This window comes from Arthrobacter sp. 9E16 (assembly GCF_002929435.1).
Taxonomy (GTDB): domain Bacteria; phylum Actinomycetota; class Actinomycetes; order Actinomycetales; family Micrococcaceae; genus Arthrobacter_B; species Arthrobacter_B sunyaminii.
In genome coordinates, this window is record NZ_PJIU01000001.1 from 976,053 (window position 1) to 994,941 (window position 18,889).

Annotated in this window: 14 protein-coding genes; 4 read left to right on the forward strand and 10 right to left on the reverse strand. The window is 66.7% G+C overall.

What is annotated here, in order from left to right:
* Positions 1–52: 52 nt before the first annotated feature.
* The 8 genes from allB to CXR00_RS04705 form a co-directional block, all read right to left on the reverse strand.
* Positions 53–1,384 (reverse strand): allantoinase AllB, encoded by a 1,332-nt coding sequence (gene allB, locus CXR00_RS04670; RefSeq protein ID WP_104053735.1) that lies wholly within the window; start codon positions 1,382–1,384, stop codon positions 53–55.
* A 17-nt stretch (positions 1,385–1,401) separates the two neighbouring features.
* Positions 1,402–2,259, reverse strand: coding sequence for a bifunctional allantoicase/(S)-ureidoglycine aminohydrolase (locus CXR00_RS04675; RefSeq protein ID WP_104053311.1), 858 nt, complete (start codon positions 2,257–2,259; stop codon positions 1,402–1,404).
* Complete coding sequence (locus tag CXR00_RS04680; RefSeq protein WP_104053312.1) at positions 2,260–3,600, reverse strand: aldolase/citrate lyase family protein; 1,341 nt, start codon at positions 3,598–3,600, stop codon at positions 2,260–2,262.
* Between the two features lie 4 nt (positions 3,601–3,604).
* On the reverse strand, positions 3,605–5,110 hold the full coding sequence (locus CXR00_RS04685) for a nucleobase:cation symporter-2 family protein (RefSeq protein ID WP_181032472.1): 1,506 nt from the start codon (positions 5,108–5,110) through the stop codon (positions 3,605–3,607).
* On the reverse strand, positions 5,110–6,045 hold the full coding sequence (gene pucL / locus CXR00_RS04690; RefSeq protein ID WP_104053314.1) for a factor-independent urate hydroxylase: 936 nt from the start codon (positions 6,043–6,045) through the stop codon (positions 5,110–5,112). Before pucL ends, CXR00_RS04685 begins: the two co-directional genes overlap by 1 nt.
* A 3-nt stretch (positions 6,046–6,048) precedes the next feature.
* Positions 6,049–6,390, reverse strand: coding sequence for a hydroxyisourate hydrolase (gene uraH, locus CXR00_RS04695; protein WP_104053315.1), 342 nt, complete (start codon positions 6,388–6,390; stop codon positions 6,049–6,051).
* A complete protein-coding gene (gene uraD / locus CXR00_RS04700) occupies positions 6,387–6,875 on the reverse strand; it encodes a 2-oxo-4-hydroxy-4-carboxy-5-ureidoimidazoline decarboxylase (protein ID WP_258060301.1) in 489 nt (162 codons plus the stop codon). Before uraD ends, uraH begins: the two co-directional genes overlap by 4 nt.
* 333 nt (positions 6,876–7,208) lie before the next feature.
* Positions 7,209–8,621 carry an 8-oxoguanine deaminase gene (locus CXR00_RS04705; protein ID WP_104053736.1) on the reverse strand — a complete coding sequence of 471 codons (1,413 nt, stop codon included), beginning with the start codon at positions 8,619–8,621 and terminating at the stop codon, positions 7,209–7,211.
* A gap of 493 nt (positions 8,622–9,114) precedes the next feature.
* Between CXR00_RS04705 and CXR00_RS04710 the strand changes: the two genes are divergently transcribed.
* The 3 genes from CXR00_RS04710 to CXR00_RS04720 are packed head-to-tail and all read left to right on the forward strand — an operon-like array spanning position 9,115 to position 13,846.
* A complete protein-coding gene (locus CXR00_RS04710; RefSeq protein ID WP_104053317.1) occupies positions 9,115–10,260 on the forward strand; it encodes an XdhC family protein in 1,146 nt (381 codons plus the stop codon).
* Between the two features lie 11 nt (positions 10,261–10,271).
* Complete coding sequence (locus CXR00_RS04715) at positions 10,272–11,120, forward strand: FAD binding domain-containing protein (protein ID WP_104053737.1); 849 nt, start codon at positions 10,272–10,274, stop codon at positions 11,118–11,120.
* Positions 11,117–13,846, forward strand: coding sequence for a molybdopterin-dependent oxidoreductase (locus tag CXR00_RS04720; RefSeq protein WP_258060269.1), 2,730 nt, complete (start codon positions 11,117–11,119; stop codon positions 13,844–13,846). The genes CXR00_RS04715 and CXR00_RS04720 overlap by 4 nt, the downstream gene beginning before the upstream one ends.
* A gap of 67 nt (positions 13,847–13,913) precedes the next feature.
* Here CXR00_RS04720 and CXR00_RS04725 read toward each other — a convergent pair whose 3' ends face one another.
* Positions 13,914–15,311, reverse strand: a complete 1,398-nt coding sequence (locus CXR00_RS04725) for an FAD-binding oxidoreductase (protein WP_104053319.1) — start codon at positions 15,309–15,311, stop codon at positions 13,914–13,916.
* Positions 15,312–17,141, reverse strand: a complete 1,830-nt coding sequence (locus CXR00_RS04730) for an L-lactate permease (protein ID WP_104053320.1) — start codon at positions 17,139–17,141, stop codon at positions 15,312–15,314.
* Between the two features lie 253 nt (positions 17,142–17,394).
* On the opposite strand from CXR00_RS04730, the gene CXR00_RS04735 reads away from it, so the two are divergent.
* Positions 17,395–18,879, forward strand: a complete 1,485-nt coding sequence (locus CXR00_RS04735) for a mannitol dehydrogenase family protein (RefSeq protein ID WP_104053321.1) — start codon at positions 17,395–17,397, stop codon at positions 18,877–18,879.
* The last annotated feature ends 10 nt before the right edge of the window (positions 18,880–18,889 follow it).

Genomic DNA, 18,889 nt, shown 5'->3' on the forward strand with positions numbered 1-18,889 from the left:
GCGCTGGCCGTTCCTTAAATGCGACGCATGCCTTTGTGGCAGCCATCACTGCCTACCGGCGCAGCAGGCGCCCGGCCGGGACAGCGGGATCGACGTCGGTACCCGCCAGCACCGTGCGGCGCACGACGCCGGTGAGCTGCTTCCCGGCATAGGGCGTGATCGGATTCCGGTGCTGCAGCGCCGCCGGGTCCACCGTGAAGGTGTCCTCCGCGGCGAACACGGCAAAATCGGCGTCTTTGCCTTCCACGATGCCGCCCTTGCGGTCCAGGCCGGCCAGTGCTGCCGGTGCGGCGGACATCCAGTGCAGCACCCGCTCCAGCGCAATGCCCCGGATGCGGGCCTCGGTCCAGATCAGCGCCAGCCCCAGCTGCAGGGAGGACACCCCGCCCCAGGCCACGCTGAAGTCTCCGTTCTCCAGGTCCTTCAGGTCCAGGGTGCTGGGCGAATGGTCCGAAACGATGCAGTCGATGGTCCCGTCCGCGAGACCGGCCCAGAGCTCTTCGCGGTTGGCGTCCCCGCGGATGGGCGGGCAGCACTTGAACGCCGTGGCGCCGTCGGGAATCTCTTCGGCCCGCAGGGTGAGGTAATGCGGGCAGGTTTCAGCCGTGAGCCGCACGCCGTCGGCCTTTGCCGCCCGGACCAGGGGCAGGGCTTCGGCGGAGGACAGGTGCAGGATATGGGCGCGCGCGCCGGTGCGTGCCGCCGCGTCAATGACACCGGATATGGCGGTGTTCTCCGCCGCCGGCGGACGGGAGGCCAAGAACCCCGCATAACCGCTGCCCGGCGGTGTGTCCCGGATGGCTGCCGGATCCTCGGCGTGCACAATCAGCAGACCGTCAAAGGTCTTCAGCTCGGCGAGCGCCGCCTCCATTTGCGCCGGTTCCAGGTGCGGAAACTCATCGACGCCCGAGTGGACCAGGAAGCATTTGAACCCGAAGGCACCGGCCTCGTGCAGCGGACGCAGATCGGCGAGGTTCCCGGGGACGGCGCCGCCCCAAAAACCCACGTCAACAAAGGCCTGCGGGGCCGCGCAGTTCCGTTTGATGTTCAGGGCCGCCACATTCACGGTGGGCGGAATGCTGTTCAGCGGCATGTCGATCAGCGTGGTGACCCCGCCGGCGGCCGCCGCGCGGGTGGCGGAGGCGAACCCCTCCCACTCGGTGCGTCCCGGCTCGTTGATGTGCACGTGCGTGTCCACCAGCCCGGGCAGCAGGGTTTCGTCCGCGGCCAGTTCAATGAGCCGCTCCCCGTCCAGCCCGGCGCCCAGCGGCACGACGGCGGCAATCACCCCGCGACGTACCCCCACCTCGGCCGGGATGGTTCCCTCGGGGGTAAGTACGGCGTGCCCGCGGATCACCAGGTCAAAGGGTTCAGGCGCCGACATATCCGGCACCTGAGCGGTCACGGCTGGCCGCCGAGCAGGATCTGGCGGTTGACGTCCTTATAGAGGAGGTAGCGGAAGTTCGACGGGCCGCCGGCGTAACAGGCCTGCGGGCAGAAGGCGCGCAGGGACATGTAGTCGCCCTCTTCCACCTCCACCCAGTCCTGGTTCAGCCGGTACACGGCCTTGCCCTCCAGCACGTACAGCCCGTGTTCCATGACATGGGTTTCAGCGAACGGAATGACGGCGCCGGGTTCAAACGTCACCACGTTGACATGCATGTCATAGGCGACGTCATCCACGGGGATCATCCGGGTGGTGCGCCATTTGTTGTCCGTGCCCGGCATGGGCGTGGGCTCGATGTCCGCCTCGTTGCCGAAGACCGGCTGCGGGGTGTGGCCCGCCAGCGGCTGATAGGCCTTGCGGATCCACTGGAACTTGACCGGTTCCCCGGATTCGTTGAAGGCACTCCACTGTGCGTCAGGCGGCAGGTAGGCGAAACCGCCGGGAGCCAGGACCTGGTCCTCGCCGTGCAGGCGGACGGTCAGCGTGCCCTCGAGGATAAAGACGAAGGATTCCACGGTCGGCTGCGGTTCCGGTGAGGTTGAGCCGCCGCCCGGGGCAACCTCCACCAGGTACTGGGCGAAAGTTGTGGCGCCGCCGGCCACCGGCCGGTTCAGGATCCAGGTGCGGGTATCGGTCCATTCGGGCAGCACGCTGGTGACAATGTCACGCAGCACGCCGCGCGGAATCACGGTGTACGCCTCGGTCACCGCCGCTCTTCCGGTGAGCAGTTCGGTCTGGGCCGGCAGGCCGCCTGCCGCGGAGTAGTAGCGCGGGGTGCCGCGGTGTTGGGCGTTGTGCTGCGGGGTGTTCATCTAGCGGACCTTCTCTTTGATGGGCGATACGGCAGTTTGGGGATGGGCGAGCGCGGCGAGTTCGACGCCGGTCAGCCCTGTGCCCTGTTCTATTTCCGCTTCGGTCAGGGCACCGCAGAGCAGGCCGCGGTGCACAAACCGGGCCAGTGCCCGGGCGGTGGCGGGTTCATCCAGGACCGTGCCAACCTGTTTCCGGACGTAGGTGTCCAGCCGCCGGGCAGCGGCGTCGAATCCCTCCCGGTAGAAGGCATAGGTGGCCAGAAAACGGGTGGGAAGCTGCGCGGGGTGCAGGTCCCAGCCCTGATAGAAGCCGCGTTCCAGCGAGCGGCGCACCAACCGGGCGTGCAGCTGCCAGGCGGTCCGGATTTCCTCGGGCGTTCCCAGCGGCAGGATATTGGTGGAGCCGTCCGAGAGCCGGACTCCGGTGCCGGCAGCCGCCACCTGCATCACAGCCTTGGCGTAGTCCGCGGCCGGGTGCTCCATGGACTGGTATTGCGCGGCAATCTGCACCGAATCGCTGTAGTCGTAGGTGCCGTAGTGCAGGGCCGAAACGCGGCCCCGCCCGCGGTGGATCAGTTGCGCCGCGGGCACGGTGCCGTTGGCGGCCAGGATCAACTGCGGGGTTTCCACCTGCACTTCAAACCGCAGCCGTCCCGGTTCCAGACCGTGGGCCTCTTCGAGCTGCCCGCAAATGTAGACCATGGCCTCCACTTGTTCCACGGTGGACACCTTGGGCAAGGTCAGCACCAGCCCGTCGGGCAGTTTTCCGGCCGCCAGCAGGCCGGCGAGGAACAGGTCCAGGGTCCGGACACCGCGGGCCCGGGTGGCCGCTTCAAAGCACTTGAACCGGATCCCAATGAACGGCGGCGCAGTCCCGGCAGCCACCGCGTCCGCCACGGCGGCGGCGGCCAGCACGGCATGGCTGTCCTCTTCCGCGTCCGGCCGGATGCCGTAGCCGTCCTCGAAGTCCAGGCGCAGGTCCTCGATCGGCTCGGTGCGCAGCTTCGCCTCCACAAGGGGCACGACGGCGGCTGCCAGCCCGGCGTCCAGGCCCGCCAGTTCGGCCAGGCCCGGCAAACCGCCCCGGCCGCCCTGCCCGAGGGAGCCCTGCGCCTCGACGGCCGCAAGCCCTTCTCTCCCCCAGCCTGACGGCAGGGCCGGCACGCAGCGGTCCGCCGGGATGTAGACAGTGTGCACGGGCTGGCGGGTGCCGGCGTCTCCGGGGTAGTTGTCGGCCAGCAGCCGGTCGGTGTCCGCCAGGACGGCATCGAGCCTTTGCAGGTGGCCGGAGCCGAGGACGGGTGCGGGCCCAGTGGACGGAGGCGAGGAGTTCAAAGTCATGGTCCTAGTGGGAATCGGTTTCAGCGGTACCGGTGGCGGCCAGCGGAACTTCCCGGCCGTCGGCGTCGAGCAGTTTTCCGTCCAGCACGTGGTCGCCCTCTTTCAGCGCCGCAGTGTCCTCGAGGCGCACGATGCGGTTGGCGCCTTCGGCCCACACGGAGGGGTCCTTCGGGTTTCCGGTCCGGATGTGGTTGAAGAGGATGTTCATCAGGATGGCCATCACGGCGGCGGAGCTGATGCCCGAATGGAAGATGGTGCCGAACCAGTCGGGAAACTCGTCGTAGAAGGTGGGCGCGGCAATCGGAATCATGCCGAACCCGATGGACGTGGCCACAATGATGAAGTTCATGTTGTTGCGGTAATCCACCCTGGCCAGGGTGCGGATGCCGCTGGCCGCCACCGTGCCGAACAGGACAATCCCGGCGCCGCCGAGCACCGGCGTCGGAACCGCCGCCACCACCCGGCCCAGGACCGGCAGGAGGCCAAGGATGACCAGGATCAGGCCGCCGGCGCTAACCACAAACCGGCTCTTGACGCCGGTGATGGCCACCAGCCCCACATTCTGGGCAAACGCGCTCTGCGTAAACGAGTTGAACACCGGGGACAGCGCGCTGGAGAGCATGTCCGCGCGCAGTCCGTTGGCAATGCGCTTGGAGTCCACCTTGGTTTCCACGATCTCGCCCACTGCGATAATGTCCGCGGTGGTTTCGGTCAGGGTCACCAGGATGACGATCACCATGGAGATGATGGCGGCGGCCTCGAAGGTGGGCATGCCGAAGGCGAAGGGCTCCGGGACGGCGAAGATTGCACCGCTGCCCACGGCGGAGAAATCAGCTTTGCCGGTCACCACGGCGAAGATGGTGCCCAGCACAATGGCGATGAGGATGGAGAGACGGGAAATGGCGGAATTGCCGAGCTTGCTCAGCAGCAGCACCAGCAGCAGGGTCAGTCCGGCCAGGCCAATGTTGGAGACGCTCCCGTAGTCCGGGGCGGCGCTGCTGCCGCCCATGGCCCAGTTGGCGGCCACGGGCATCAGTGTCAGGCCGATGGTGGTGATCACGACGCCGGTGACCACCGGCGGGAAGAAGCGGATCACCTTGGCAAACACCGGGGTGATCAGCAGCCCCACCAGGGAAGCAACGATCACCGCTCCGAAGACGGACTGCAGGCCGCCGCCGCCGTCGAGAATGGCCGTCATGGTGGCCACACCGGCGAAGGAAACGCCCTGGACCAGTGGCAGCTGGGAGCCGAAGAACGGGATGCCGATGGTCTGCAGCAGGGTGGCCAGGCCGCCGACAAAGAGGCAGGCGGCCACGAGCATGCCGACGTCGGCGGGATCCAGCCCGGCAGCGGTGCCGACAATCAGCGGCGGGGCGATGATCCCGCCGTACATGGTGAGCACGTGCTGGAAGCCGTAGGCGAAGGTGCTGCCCAGCGGCAGCCGGGCGTCTTCCGGGCGGGCTGCGGTTCCGGCCGTGGCGGCGGCATTGGAGCGCTGTTTGCGGCTCATCAGCAGAAACCGCCCACGGTATTCCAGACCGGTGAATCGGCGGCTGTGCCTTCGCGCAGCACGGAGGCTTCGATCAATCCGTACGGGCGGTCCGCGGCGAAGAAGACCTCGTTGGGATTGTCCAGGCCAAACGGTGCCAGGTCCACCAGGAAGTGGTGGTTGTTCGGCAGCGAGAGCCGGACCTCGTCAATCTCCGGGTGGGCGGTGATGACGGCCTTGCCCATTTCAAACATGGTCTGCTGCAGGGCCAGGGAGTGCGTGTTGGCGAAGGCGTCCAGGAGCAGGGTGCGGGCGGAGGCGTAGAGGGCGTTGAAGTCCAGGCTGCTCACGTCCGTGTCCGGAGCGTAGCGCCACTTGGCGGTGACATCCGTGGCCAGAATCCGGTCCGTGGTCTCGGCCAGGGTGGTGTAGCGGTCCCGGGGGAAGCCGGAGAACTCGGAGCCGGTGGACTTCAGCACGGTCAGGCCGCTGATGCCGGAGACCAGGTGCTGCCGGCCGGCTTCGGAGACCAGCACCGCGGTGCGGATCTCGGACTTGTCCTTGGCAAAGGCGTGGTCATGGTCGCTGATCCGGTTCCAGAAGTACTGTTCGGCGGCCCAGCGGCCCCCGGAAACCCAGTCGAATCCGCCGGTGAAGTGCTGCTCCAGGCGCAGCAGGAACTCCTCCGGTGAGCCGACGCCGTCGCGGGCGAAGGCGTAGATGGTGTTCTTCTGGGTATCGGTGGCCACTACGTGGGAGTTGTCCCCCTCCGTGTGCGCGGCTTCGAAGTCGCCGTGCAGCTGGCTGGTGATGCTGAGGTCTTCGAGCCGGTGCCGGGCGGTGTCTCGGGTGACCTTGACCAGGCGTACCTCGGCTTTGCCGTACTGGTTGCTGCCGAGGACAATCCGGGCGTTGTCTGCCCTCTCCTCTGAGGGGGCCTGAGTTGTTTCAGTCATGGTTCAACTTCCTCGGTAGGTGGAGTAGGCGAAGGGGCTCAGCAGCAGCGGTACGTGGTAGTGCTGGCCCGCGTCGGTCAGGGCAAAAGTGAGGGAAACGCTGGGGAAGAAAGTCTCTGTGCCGGCGGCGGCAAAGTACTCTCCGGTGGCGAAGTCAATCCGGTAGGTTCCGGGCTCCAGCCGTTCCGGGCCCAGGGTGCCCACCCGGCCGTCGTCGTCCGTGGTTCCGTCCCCGATCCGGGTCCAGACGCCTTCCCCGCTCCCCCAAAGCGATACGGCGACGCCGGAAGCCGGCTTCCCGGCAGCGGTGTCCAGGATGTGGGTGGTGACGTGGCTGCGGGTCATGAAGAGAGCAGTCCTTCCAGGCGCAGGATGGCGATGTCCCGCAGCTGGCCTGCGATGAGGGGAACTTCTTCCTCCGGGGTGTGCTCCAGGCGTTCCTGCAGATTGGCGAGGATCTCCTCGGCGCTGCGGCCTGCCGCGCGGATCAGGAAGACGCGCCCATGCTTGTCTTCATAGGCGCGGTTGCCGGCGGCCAGCTGCTCCTGGACGTCGTCCAGCCCGGTGACCGAGGCCTGCTCTCCGCGCGAGAAGGTGGCTTCAGTGCCCGCTCCGGCGGGGCGCTCGCCGATCCGCGGATGGCGGGCCAGGGCGCCGTCGATCTCTGCTTCAGTGAAGTCCGGCGCCGCCAGTTCGGCGAAGCTCAGCAGTTCGCCGGGGGTGGCGAAAGGCCGGGCTGCGGCAATTTCATTGCACCAGCGTTGAATGTCCAGGCAGGGACGGAGCATTTCTTCAGCCTCGGCATAGCCTGCCGTGTTGAAGGCTGCCAAGAAGTCCGGAACCGGTGACTCTGCGGCGGTTCCCGGGGTTGACTCGAAATGTGGTTCTGGGCGCACGGGTGTCAGCTTTCGGTAGATCTGTTCCATTGCCGGCGCTGAACACCCTTGACCATCGGCGGCGCCGACTTGATTCGATGTTTCCGGCAGTTGGAATTGCTATTTCCGACAGTGTGAGCGGGCGCGGGCAAATCTGTCAACAGGTAAATAAATGTTGCAGAATAAAACGGCATCTTGTTTCACGGGTGTTAATTCTGTGCAAACAATCGCCGGTTTTTACCCGAATGCATTGCTTCCGGTTCCGGGCCTTGCCACAATCCCGGAAACCTAACCCGCCACCATCCGCCGGGCCGCCGCGGTGTGCCGGGCAATCAGCGCCGGCAGATCGACGCCCGGAAGCGCACCGTCCACCACGCGCCAGCTGCCGCCAACCATCACCCGGTCCGCACGGTCCGCCCCGCAGAGCAGCAGGGCCGAGAGCGGATCATGGCTGCCGGAAAAGCGCAGGTCGTCCAGCCGGAACATGGCCAGGTCCGCCTGCCGGCCCGGCGCCAGTTCGCCCACATCCTTCCGGCCCAGGGCACGCGCTGATCCCCTGGTGGCCCAGCCCAGGGCACGTTCGGGCGTGATGGCTTCGGCGCCGTAGCGCAGCCGCTGCAGATACAGGGCCTGCCGGGCCTCCAAGATCAGGTTGGAGGCGTCGTTGGAGGCCGAGCCGTCCACTCCCAGCCCTACCGGAGCACCGGCATCCTCCAGTTCCGCCATCCGGCCGATGCCGCTGGCCAGGCGCATGTTCGACGTCGGGCAGTGCGCCACGGCGGTGCCGGCAGCGCCCAGGCGGGCAATCTCGTCGTCGTTGAAGTGCACACCGTGCGCCAGCCAGGTCCGGTTCCCCAGCCAGCCGACACTCTCCAGGTAATCCACCGTCCGCAGCCCAAACGTCTCCAGGCAGAAGGCCTCCTCGTCCATGGTTTCGGCCAGGTGGGTGTGCAGCCGGACGTCATATTCCTCGGCAAGCGCCGCGCTGTCGCGCATGATGTCCCGGGTCACCGAGAACGGCGAGCAGGGGGCCAGGCCAATCTGGATCACGGCGCCGTCGCCGCGCTCGTGGTACTCCCGGATCAGCCGCCGGCTGTCCTCGAGAATCACGTCCGGCGCCTGGACCGTGTGCTGCGGCGGCAGGCCGCCGTCGTCCTCCCCCAGCGTCATGGAGCCGCGGGTGAGCATGGCCCGCATGCCCAGTTTCCGGACCACGTCCACCTGCACGTCAATGCCGTCCTCCAGCCCGTCGGGAAAGAGGTAATGATGGTCCGCGGCAGTGGTGCAGCCGGAGAGCAGGAGCTCGGACAGGGCCACGGTGGTGGCCAGCTCCAGATCCGCCGGTGTCAGCCGCGCCCACACCGGATACAGGTTCTTCAACCACGGGAACAGCGGGGTGTTCACCACCGGCGCCCAGGCGCGGGTGAGGGTTTGATAGAAGTGGTGGTGCGTATTGATCAGCCCCGGCAGCAGCACGTGGGCGGAGGCATCAAACACCTCTGCGCAGGGCGCGGCGGGACTCTGCCCGGCGGCCAGCACCTCGGTGATGACCCCGTTCTCAATCACCAGGCCCCCTGCGGCATCCAGCTCATTGGCGGTGAAGGCGGCCAGCGGATTCTTCACCCACAAGCGGCCGCTGCCGGGTGCAGGTGCGGATGAAGCGACAGGTGCGGTTGCGGGTGCGACGGCGGCGGCTGGCATGGAAACAGTCATGGGACATCCTCGGGCATGCAGACCCCTCCCGGGGCCAGCTCAGTGGGCTTGTCTGCTGATCCAAGAGGCCGGGTCCTGCTCCAACCACCCGGCCCGCATGGAGGCCGGGTTTTGCTGCGCCGGTGGCCTAACCGTCCGCACGCGACCACCATACATCCACGGTGACACCCTCCCTTCGAATATGAAGCAGCGGGGTGTCCCGCACGGCGGATTGCCGTGGTAGGCTTCCGTGCAATTACCGAAACAATTACGGCAGATCTGGTTCCCGGCGGTGCCGAAATTTACATTGTCGTGCTGACATTTATATTTCTTTCCGCCCGCCATAAGGCCCAAAAAATGCCCTAATATGTTTCATCAATGTCATTGTTTGCGGATTTAAGGCCCCTGCCCGGCTACTCCGGCAGGGGGAACTCACCGCTTTGGTTACTGGTTAGCCGGTGGCGGTCAGCCGCCGGCGGGTATCGCTGGAGGGTAGGGGCGCATGCTTGACATGCTTGACGCACTGGCTGCGGCCACGGCGGACGGCTTTCCCTGCGCCGCCGCAACCATCGTCCGCGCGTCCGGATCCGTGCCGCGCCCGGTTGGCACCTCCATGCTCATCCACCAGACCGGCGGGATCACTGGGTCCCTCTCAGGCGGATGCGTGGAAGCCGCTGTGGTTGCCGTGGCCGAGGAGGTCCTCGCTGACGGCCAGCCCCGGGTTGAATCCTTTGGCTACAGCGATACTGATGCCTTCGCCGTCGGGCTCAGCTGCGGCGGCACCCTGGAGGTGCTGATCCAGCTCCTGCACCCCGGCACCTTTCCCGTCATCCCCAAACCGGATGCTCCCTGCGCCCTCGTCCGGCGAATCGATGCCGGAGGCACAGCACAGAACAATGCGGCACAGCTGCTGCTGGTCCCCGACCCGCGCCGCGCCGCCTCGACCGCAGGTTTGCTTGCCGACCACGGGGCAGCGTTGGCTGCGATGCTGGATATGGACCCGGCGCATGCCGCCGCACGGCTGGCCCCTCTGCTGGCGTCCGGCCGCACGGGGATCGTGGAGCTTGGCGGTCCGGTGTTGTTCCTTGAATCCCGGCTTGCGCCTGCCCGGCTGCTGGTGATCGGCGCGAATGATTTCTCGGCCGCCCTTGCCCGGCAGGGGCGGCTGCTCGGTTACCACGTGACCGTCTGCGATGCCCGGCCCGCCTTCACCGTTCCGGAACGTTTCCCCGCAGCCCATCAAGTGCGGGTGCGGTGGCCGGACCAATACCTAAGAGAGGAAGCCTCGGCGGGACGCCTGGATGCCCGCTCCGTGGTCTGTGTGCTCAGCCATGACGCCAAGTTCGATATCCCGGTGTTGATCGAGGCGCTGCGCCTGGATTTGGCCTATGTCGGCGCCATGGGATCGCGGCGCAGCCACGAACAGCGGATGACCGCGTTACGGGACGCCGGGCTGAGCACGACTGAAACGGCAAAGCTGCACTCTCCCATCGGACTGGACATCGGGGCCGCGACACCCGAGGAAACCGCGCTGTCCGTCTTCGCCGAAATAGTGGCAGCACGTTCCGGTGCCGCCGTTAGCGGGCAGCCCCTGCGCGCGCTCAGCGGCCCCATCCATCCGTTCACCCGCCAGCACGTCAGCCATTGAGGGATTTATCTATGGACATGCCCACCGTTTCCGAACTGGTCCGCACCAGTGACCCCAGCGACTGGCGTCCCGGAGATGCCTGGCTGGCCGGCGGGACCGTGCTCTTCTCCTACGGCAGCGACTCCCTGCAGCGGCTGTTGGACATCACCGCCGCCGGTTGGGAACCGCTGAGCGTGTCCGACGACGGACTCGAGATTGCGGCAACCTGCACCATCGCGGACCTGCACGCCTTTCCCGGCACAGCTCCTGCCGGCGTCCGGGCTGAGTGGCGGGCGCTGGATCTGGTGCAGTTGTGCTGCGATTCCTTTGTGGCTTCCTTCAAAGTCTGGAACGCCTCCACGGTGGGCGGAAACATCTGCACCGGCCTGCCCGCCGGCCCCATGACGGCTCTGACCGCTGCGTTGGACGGCGTTGCGCTGATTCACTCCCCCGGCGGCACGTCCCGCGAAATCCCGGTGGCCGAACTGGTGATCGGTGACGGCCGCACTGCCCTGGAGCCGGGAGAACTGCTGCGCAGCGTGACCCTGCCGGCAGCCGTCCTGCGGGCCGAGACCGCGTTCCGCCGGCAGTCGCTGACCAATCTGGGCCGCTCCGGGGTGCTGCTGATCGGCCGGGTGGACGAGGACGGCGGGTTTGTCCTCACCATCACCGCCGCCACGAAGCGTCCGGTCCAGCTTCGGTTCCCGTCGCTGCCTACCGCCGTCGAACTCCGGGCGGAACTCAGCGGGCAGATCGACGGCGAACTCTGGCATGACGACGTCCACGGCCTGCCCGAATGGCGGCACTACATGACGGACCGGCTGGCCGAAGAAATCCGGGCCGAACTGGCCGCATCCGGCTCGAAGGAGGAGTTGCTGTGACCTACCGAATCAATAAGACCGAGGTGGAGGCCGCGCCCTTCCCCGGCCAGTGTCTGCGCACCTTCCTGCGGGAACAGGGCAATCTGGGCGTCAAAAAGGGCTGCGATGCCGGTGACTGCGGTGCCTGCACCGTCCATGTTGACGGTAAGCCCGTGCACAGCTGCCTCTATCCGGCGGTCCGTGCCGAGGGCCGGGAAATCACCACCATCGAAGGGTTGGCCAATGGGGAGGAACTGCATCCCATGCAGCAGCAGTTCCTGGACGCACAGGGCTTCCAATGCGGTTTTTGCACCGCCGGCATGGTGATGACCGCTGCTGCATTCGACGAGGAGCAGAAAGAGAACCTGCCCCGGAATCTCAAGGGCAACCTCTGCCGATGCACCGGCTACCGCGCCATCGGGGACGCAGTCTGCGGGCACCGCACGGTGGATGTCCCGGCCGGGACCTCTCCTGTTGCCCGGACCGTGGGCGCCAGCATTCCGGCTCCGGCCGGCCCGGACATTGTCACCGGCCGTGCCCGCTACACCATGGACGTGCCGGCAGCGGAGCTGCCCGGTCTGCTGCATATGAAAATCCTGCGCTCCCCGCACGCACACGCCCGCATCGTTTCCATTGATGCAAGCGCTGCCCTGGCGGTGCCCGGAGTTGAAGCGGTCCTCACGCACGAAGATGCCCCGAAGCAGCTGTTCTCCACCGCGCAGCATGAACTGCATACCGATGACCCGGATGACACCCGGATCCTGGATGACGTGGTCCGTTTCCGCGGCCAGCGGGTGGCCGCGGTTGTTGCCGCGTCCGTGGGCGCCGCTGCCGAAGGCGTGCGTGCGCTCAGGGTGGAATATGAGCTGCTCCCGTCCGTCCTGGACACCGGCGCCGCCCTGGCCGACGGCGCACCCGAGGTTCATCCGGGCACCGCCGGCAACATCGTCGCCGAACTGCACTCCGAACTCGGCGACACAGCCGCCGGACTGGCGGCAGCCGACGTCGTGCATGAGAACACCTACGAAAGCCAGCGCCTGCAGCACATGGCACTGGAAACGCATGGCTCCATTGCCTCCTTTGACGAAGCGGGCCGGCTGGTGGTGCGCACCTCCACGCAGGTTCCGTTCCTCATCCGGCGGGCGCTGTGCCGGGTGTTCGGCCTGAAACCCGAATCCGTGCGGGTGCTCACCGGACGGGTGGGCGGCGGATTCGGCGGCAAGCAGGAGATGCTCACCGAAGACCTGGCCGCGCTGGCCGCGATCAAGCTGAACCGGCCGGTACAGCTGGAACTGACCCGTCAGGAGCAGTTCACCGCCACCACCGTGCGGCATCCGTTCTCCGTCCTCGTGCGGGCCGGAGCACGCCGGGACGGCACGCTGACCGCACTGGAGCTGGATGTCACCACCAACACCGGAGCCTACGGAAACCACGCCCCCGGCGTGATGTTCCACGGCTGCGGCGAGTCCGTGGCCGTATACCGGTGCGACAACAAGAAGGTCGACGCGCGGGCCGTCTACACCAACACCGTTCCGTCCGGAGCCTTCCGCGGCTACGGACTGAGCCAGATGATTTTCGCCGTCGAGTCCGCGATGGATGAACTGGCGCGCGGCATCGGCATGGATCCGCTTCAGTTCCGCCGCCGCAATGTCATCGCCCGGGGGGACGCCATGCTCTCCACGGCGCCGGTTCCGGCGGAGGACGTGCATTACGGCAGCTACGGGCTGGACCAATGCGTGGAACTGGTCCGTGCTGCGCTCGAACGGGGAAAACTGTCCGCGGAAACCTCCGGCGAAGATCTGGACGAGGAGTGGCGGGTTGGCACCGGCACCGCCGTTGCCATGATCGACACGGTTCCACCCCGCGGGCATATGAGCCACGCCCGGATCCGGCTGCAGGAAGACGGACGGTACGGGCTCGACGTCGGCACCTCCGAGTTCGGCAACGGCACCACGACCGTGCACACCCAGCTCGCGTCCACCGCGCTGCACACCACCGCGGACCGGATTGTCATCCGGCAGTCGGACACCGATCTGGTGGAACACGACACCGGCGCCTACGGCTCCACCGGCACCGTAGTGGCGGGCAAGGCTTCCCTCGCGGCGGCAGAGGAACTGGCTGTTTTGCTCAAGGGCTTTGCCGCTTCCCTGTTTTCCAACACCTCGGCGCAGGTGAGGTTGCTGCCGGACGCGGTGGAGTGCGACGGCGAGCGGATAACGCTGGCCGACGTCGCCGTCCGCGCACGGGAGGCCGGAATCGACCTGTCAGCCCAGGGCCGCTGGGGCGGAACGCCGCGGTCCGTGGCGTTCAACGTGCAGGGCTTCCGGGTGGGCGTGCACACCGGCACGGGTGAAATCCGGATCCTGCAGAGCGTGCATGCCGCGGACGCCGGAGTGGTCATGAATCCATTGCAGTGCCGGGGCCAGATTGAGGGCGGCATTGCCCAGGCACTGGGTGCGGCACTGTTTGAAAAGGTCCGGGTCAGCAGCACCGGCGAGGTGCAGACCAAGATCCTGCGCGAATACCATGTGCCGGCTTTCGCGGATGTGCCGCGCACGGAGATCTATTTTGCAGAGACCAACGACTCGCTGGGGCCCATGGGTGCCAAGTCGATGAGCGAAAGTCCGTTCAACCCCGTGGCTCCGGCCCTGGCCAACGCCGTCCGGGATGCCACGGGAGTCCGGTTCAGCGCTCTTCCGCTGGCCCGCGACGTGGTTTTTCTGGCGCTGCGGGAGGCGCTGGCCTAAAGCCGTCCGCCCAAAGCCGGCCCGTCGCGGTACCGCGACGGGCCGGCGGCCCCGATGCTGCCCAGGGTCAGATGGCCTTCCCGGGATTGAGGATGCCCAGCGGATCCAGTGCGCGGCGGATGGAGTGCTGCACTCCCACTGACACGTCGCCCAGTTCGGCGCCCACCCAGTCGCGTTTCAGCAGCCCCACCCCGTGTTCACCGGTCAGGGTGCCGCCGAGCCGGTTCGCGAGGAAGAACATTTGCCCCAGGGCGTCCTTGGCCGGACCCTCCGTGACCGAATCCTCGGGATCCATCACGATCATGGGATGCAGGTTGCCGTCGGAGGCATGGGCGATGGTGAAGATCCGGACCCCGGTGGCAGCGGAAATCTCTTCGAGCCCGGTAACGGCTTCGGCCAGCCTTCCCCGCGGCACGCCGATGTCACCGATGGACACCCGTCCCATCTGTTCCAGCGACGGGATCGCATCCCGCCGGGCGCTGACCATGGCCGCTGCCTCGTCGTCGTCGGCCGCCTTTCCGCAGGAGCCCGCGAAGGGGCGCACGGCTTCCAGCACCACGTCCTGTTCCAGGAAGGCGCCGTAGCCGTCGGTCTGCACCAGGAGAAAAGCCGCTCCGCGGGACCGGTAATCAGTTCCGGTGGCTGCATCCACGGCTTCCAGCGTGGGCCCGTCCATGAGTTCCATCATGGACGGCTGAATGCGCGCGGCCACCACCGCCGACGCGGCGCGGGCGGCGCTTTCGACGTCGGGGAAGAAGGCAGCAACGGTGGCAGTGGCCACCGGCGTGGGCCGCAGCCGCAGCGTGGCTTCAACGACGACGCCGAGGGTTCCCTCGGAGCCGATGATGAGCGCGTTCAGGTCGTAGCCCGTGACCCCTTTGATGGTTTCCCGTCCGGTGCGCAGTTCGCGCCCGTCGGCGAGGATGACGCGCAGCGCCAGCACTGATTCGCGGGTCACCCCGTATTTGGCGCAGCGCATGCCGCCGGCGTTGGTGGCAATGTTGCCGCCAATGGAGCAGATGGCCGTGCTCGCCGGATCCGGGGCATAGAACAACCCGTATTCACCGGCAGCCGCATTGATTTCAGCGTTAAGGACCCCGGGCTGGACCACGGCCAGCTGTTCCACCGGGTCGATGCGCAGGATCCGGTTCATGCGGGAGACATCCAGCACCACTTCACCCGTGCGGGCGGACGATCCGCCGGCCAGCCCGGTGCCTGCACCGCGGGGCACCACTGGCACGCGGTGCAGGGTGGCCAGACGCAGGGTTGCCGCCACGTCCTCGGCGGACTCGGCAAACACCACACCGTCCGGGTGCGTTTGGGCCACGAAACCGGAGCGGTCGGTGCTGGCCTGCTCTCGGTGTCCGGGTTCGATGGACGCGTTCGGGGCCAGTCCCAGCAGGGTGGCGCTGGGAGCGGGATCCGGCAGTCCCACGGTCGAATCGGAGTCGGAGAAGATGCTCATTTACGGCACCATCCAACCGAGAATGGACGTGGATTGCAGCCAAATCAGCAGTGTCATCAGCACCAGCAGGCCCAGACTCCAGCCGATGAGTTTGCGCAGCAGCGTGCTCTCGGCACCTTCCAGGCCCACCGCAGCCGAGGCGATGGCCAGGTTCTGCAGCGAGAGCATCTTGCCGAGCACTCCGGCGGACGAGTTGGACGCCGCCATCAGGGTGGCGGACAGGCCCGTCTCATTGGCCGCTGCCACCTGCAGCTGGCCGAACAGCGAGTTCGAGGAGGTGTCGGAACCCGTCAGCGCCACACCGATCCAGCCCAGCAGCGGTGAGAGCAGGGCAAAGAATCCGCCGGCGGAGGCCAGGGCCACGCCCAGTGTGGTGGTTTGCCCGGACAGGTTCATCACGAAGGACAGGGCCAGGACAGCGCAGACCGTCACAATGGTCCAGCGCAGCTGCTTCAGGGTTTCCCCGTACACCTTCGCGCCTTCGCGGGGCCGGATCCGGTACAGGATCATGGTCAGGATCCCGGAGAACAGCAGCAGGGTGCCGGTGGCCCGGATGTGGTCAAAACGCAGCGTCTGGGCGGCAACGGCCTTGCCGTTGGAGTCCACCACGTCCAGTCCCGGCCAGTGGAAGGTGACGCTGCCGATGGACGTCAGCCAGGTTTTGATGGCCGGTATCTGGGCCAGTGAGAACACCACAATGATGATCAGGTACGGGGCGGTTGCCATCCATACGCTGCGGGCATCGGGACGGGCGGTGTTGCTCGTGGACCCGGGACCCGCCGCAGGCGCGGAGTCTGTCCCCGCTGAGCCGGCCGCCGTTGCGCCTGCTCCCGGCAGGGCTGCCGCGCGCCGCCCGCGGCCGGTTTTGACCGGCTCTGCCGTGCCGGATCCGTCGAGAACGTCTGTTGTACTGCCGGAACCCGCGGCGTCGACCGTTTCCCTCGAATCAGCGGCAACCTCCCGGTCGTCCTGCACTTGGCCGGACATGCCGATGATTTCCGCCGGCTGCCAGACGCGGAGCATCAGCAGCACGGCGATAACCGTGGCAACGGCCGCCACGACGTCGGTCAGTTCCACGACGAAGAAGTTGGAAGCAACGAACTGGGCCAGTCCGAACACAAACCCGCTCACCAGGGCCACCGGCCAGGTTTGTTTCAGGCCGCGCTTTCCGTCCACCAGGAAGACCAGGATCAGCGGCACCACCAGGGCGATAAACGGGGTCTGCCGCCCGGTCATGGAGGACAGCTCCTGCAGCGGAATGCCGGTCACACCGTTCAGGGCGATAATCGGGGCGGCCATGGCGCCGAAGGCAACCGGAGCGGTGTTGGCCAGCAGCGCCACAATGGCCGATTTCAGCGGTTTCATGCCCGCCGCCATGAGCATGGCTGCTGCGATGGCCACCGGTGCGCCAAAACCGGCGAGGGATTCCAGCAGTGCCCCGAAGCAGAAAGCGATCAGGATGGACAGGATCCGCAGGTCATCCGAGATGGAGCGGATGGTCCTGCCCAGGACCTCAAACCAGGGCGTGGCCACCGTGAGCTTATAGATCCACAGGGCGTTGATGAGGATCCAGAGGATGGGGAAGATCGCGTAAAACGCCCCCAGCCCGGTGGCGGCAGCCACCTGTCCCACCGGCATCTGCCAGCCGATTACGGCCAGCAGGATGGACAGCACCAGCGAGATGAGTCCTGCCCGGTAGGCCTTCATCCGGAAGACGCCCAGCAGGACAAACAGGAGCAGCAGCGGCAACGCCGCAAGAACCGCGGAGAGGACGAGGGAATCCCCGATGGGATCGAGCGGTTGCTGGAAAGCGGCTAGCTGTGTTCTCACAAAAACTCCTTTGTCTTTGTTTCACATCCGTCCGCACTGTTGCCGAGCCAGCCCCATCCGCGGTAACGATGGGTCGACCCTAGGCCCGAAGCCGCAAATTGGTCAACGGTGGCGGCGAGAGAACGTGGGCGGCCACCGTCGGCGGCAGTGGTCAGGACCGCTTATCGGCAGGACGACTGCTCATGTGAGAGGACACTTTTGCTCACATGATAAATTGAGCCGCACCTATCCGACTCAGGCCCCAGGTGGAACCATGAACAAGCTCAATTCCGCGTCCTTGTCCGGGCTCCCGGCCCGGCTTTCCGTTCCCGGGTATGACCGCTCCGAGCTGAGTGTGGGCATTGTCCATTTCGGGGTGGGAGGGTTCCACCGGGCGCACCAGGCGATGTATGTGGACCGTCTGATGAACGACGGCGGCGCCAGGGACTGGGCGATCTGCGGCGTGGGCGTCCTGCCGGGAGACTCGGCCATGAAGACGGTGATGGATGCGCAGGACTGCCTGTACACGCTGGTGCTGAAGAACCCGGACGGCACACGTGAGGGCCGCGTCATCGGCTCCATTATCGAATACCTGCTGGCGCCCGAGGACCCGGAAGCCGTCATCGAGAAAATGGCCGCACCCGGCACCCGAATCGTTTCCCTGACCATCACCGAGGGCGGCTACAACTTCCACCACGTGACCGGCGAGTTTAACGCCGCGAACCCCGCAGTAGCGGCGGATCTGCAGCCGGGCGCCGTGCCGACCACCGTGTTTGGGCTGGTCTGCGCGGCATTGCAGCGCCGGAGGGACAGGGGGCTGCCTCCGTTCACGGTCATGTCCTGTGACAACATCCAGGGCAACGGAGACGTGGCCCGGAAAATGTTCACGGCCTTTGCTTCCCTGCGGGATCCGGAGTTGGGCGCCTGGATGCAGGAGAATGTAGCCTTTCCCAATTCCATGGTGGACCGGATTACGCCGGTCACCACGGATGAGGACCGGACGATGGTAGCCCGGGACTTCGAAGTGGAGGACGCCTGGCCGGTAGTCAGCGAGGACTTCGAGCAGTGGGTCCTGGAGGACCACTTTCCGCAGGGCCGCCCGCCCTTTGAAGACGCCGGGGTCCAGGTGGTGGATGATGTGGAACCCTACGAACTCATGAAGCTGCGCCTGCTCAACGCCAGCCACCAGGCCCTGTGCTATTTCGGCTACCTTGCCGGTTACCGGTACGCCCACGAAGTGTGCCAGGATCCGCTGTTTTCCGGTTTCCTGCTGGATTACATGGTCCGGGAGGCAACCCCCACACTGGCGCCGCTGCCCGGGGTGGATCTGGATGCCTACCGGCACCGGCTGATCGAACGGTTCTCCAATGAGCACGTCCGCGACACACTGGCCCGACTGTGCGCCGAAAGCTCGGACCGGATTCCCAAGTGGCTGCTGCCGGTGATCCGCGAGAACCTGGCCTCGGGAGGAGAAATTCACCGCTCGGCAGCGATCGTGGCAAGCTGGGCGCGCTACGCCGAGGGAACGGACGAGCAGGGCGCACCAATCGACGTCGTAGACCGGCTCCGCGAGCCCCTGATGGCCGCCGCCGCGCGGAACCGCGCTGACCCGCTCGCCTTCGTTGAAGACCGGGATCTCTTCGGAGATCTCGCGTCCAATGACCGCTTTGTCCAGTCCTATACGGCCGCCTTGACCTCGCTGCATGAGCACGGCGCCCGGACAACGCTGGAGGAACTGGCCGCGGGGCGGCCGACCTAAGCTATCCCGC

What these genes read in the sequence shown, in the direction of transcription:
- pucL (WP_104053314.1), bottom strand. Translation starts at nt 6,045, where the DNA reads ATGACTGAAACAACTCAGGCCCCCTCAGAGGAGAGGGCAGACAACGCC.
- CXR00_RS04725 (WP_104053319.1), bottom strand. Translation starts at nt 15,311, where the DNA reads ATGAGCATCTTCTCCGACTCCGATTCGACCGTGGGACTGCCGGATCCC.
- CXR00_RS04710 (WP_104053317.1), top strand. Translation starts at nt 9,115, where the DNA reads ATGCTTGACATGCTTGACGCACTGGCTGCGGCCACGGCGGACGGCTTT.
- CXR00_RS04715 (WP_104053737.1), top strand. Translation starts at nt 10,272, where the DNA reads ATGGACATGCCCACCGTTTCCGAACTGGTCCGCACCAGTGACCCCAGC.
- CXR00_RS04735 (WP_104053321.1), top strand. Translation starts at nt 17,395, where the DNA reads ATGAACAAGCTCAATTCCGCGTCCTTGTCCGGGCTCCCGGCCCGGCTT.
- uraH (WP_104053315.1), bottom strand. Translation starts at nt 6,390, where the DNA reads ATGACCCGCAGCCACGTCACCACCCACATCCTGGACACCGCTGCCGGG.
- CXR00_RS04675 (WP_104053311.1), bottom strand. Translation starts at nt 2,259, where the DNA reads ATGAACACCCCGCAGCACAACGCCCAACACCGCGGCACCCCGCGCTAC.
- CXR00_RS04680 (WP_104053312.1), bottom strand. Translation starts at nt 3,600, where the DNA reads ATGACTTTGAACTCCTCGCCTCCGTCCACTGGGCCCGCACCCGTCCTC.
- CXR00_RS04705 (WP_104053736.1), bottom strand. Translation starts at nt 8,621, where the DNA reads ATGCCAGCCGCCGCCGTCGCACCCGCAACCGCACCTGTCGCTTCATCC.
- allB (WP_104053735.1), bottom strand. Translation starts at nt 1,384, where the DNA reads ATGTCGGCGCCTGAACCCTTTGACCTGGTGATCCGCGGGCACGCCGTA.
- CXR00_RS04685 (WP_181032472.1), bottom strand. Translation starts at nt 5,110, where the DNA reads ATGAGCCGCAAACAGCGCTCCAATGCCGCCGCCACGGCCGGAACCGCA.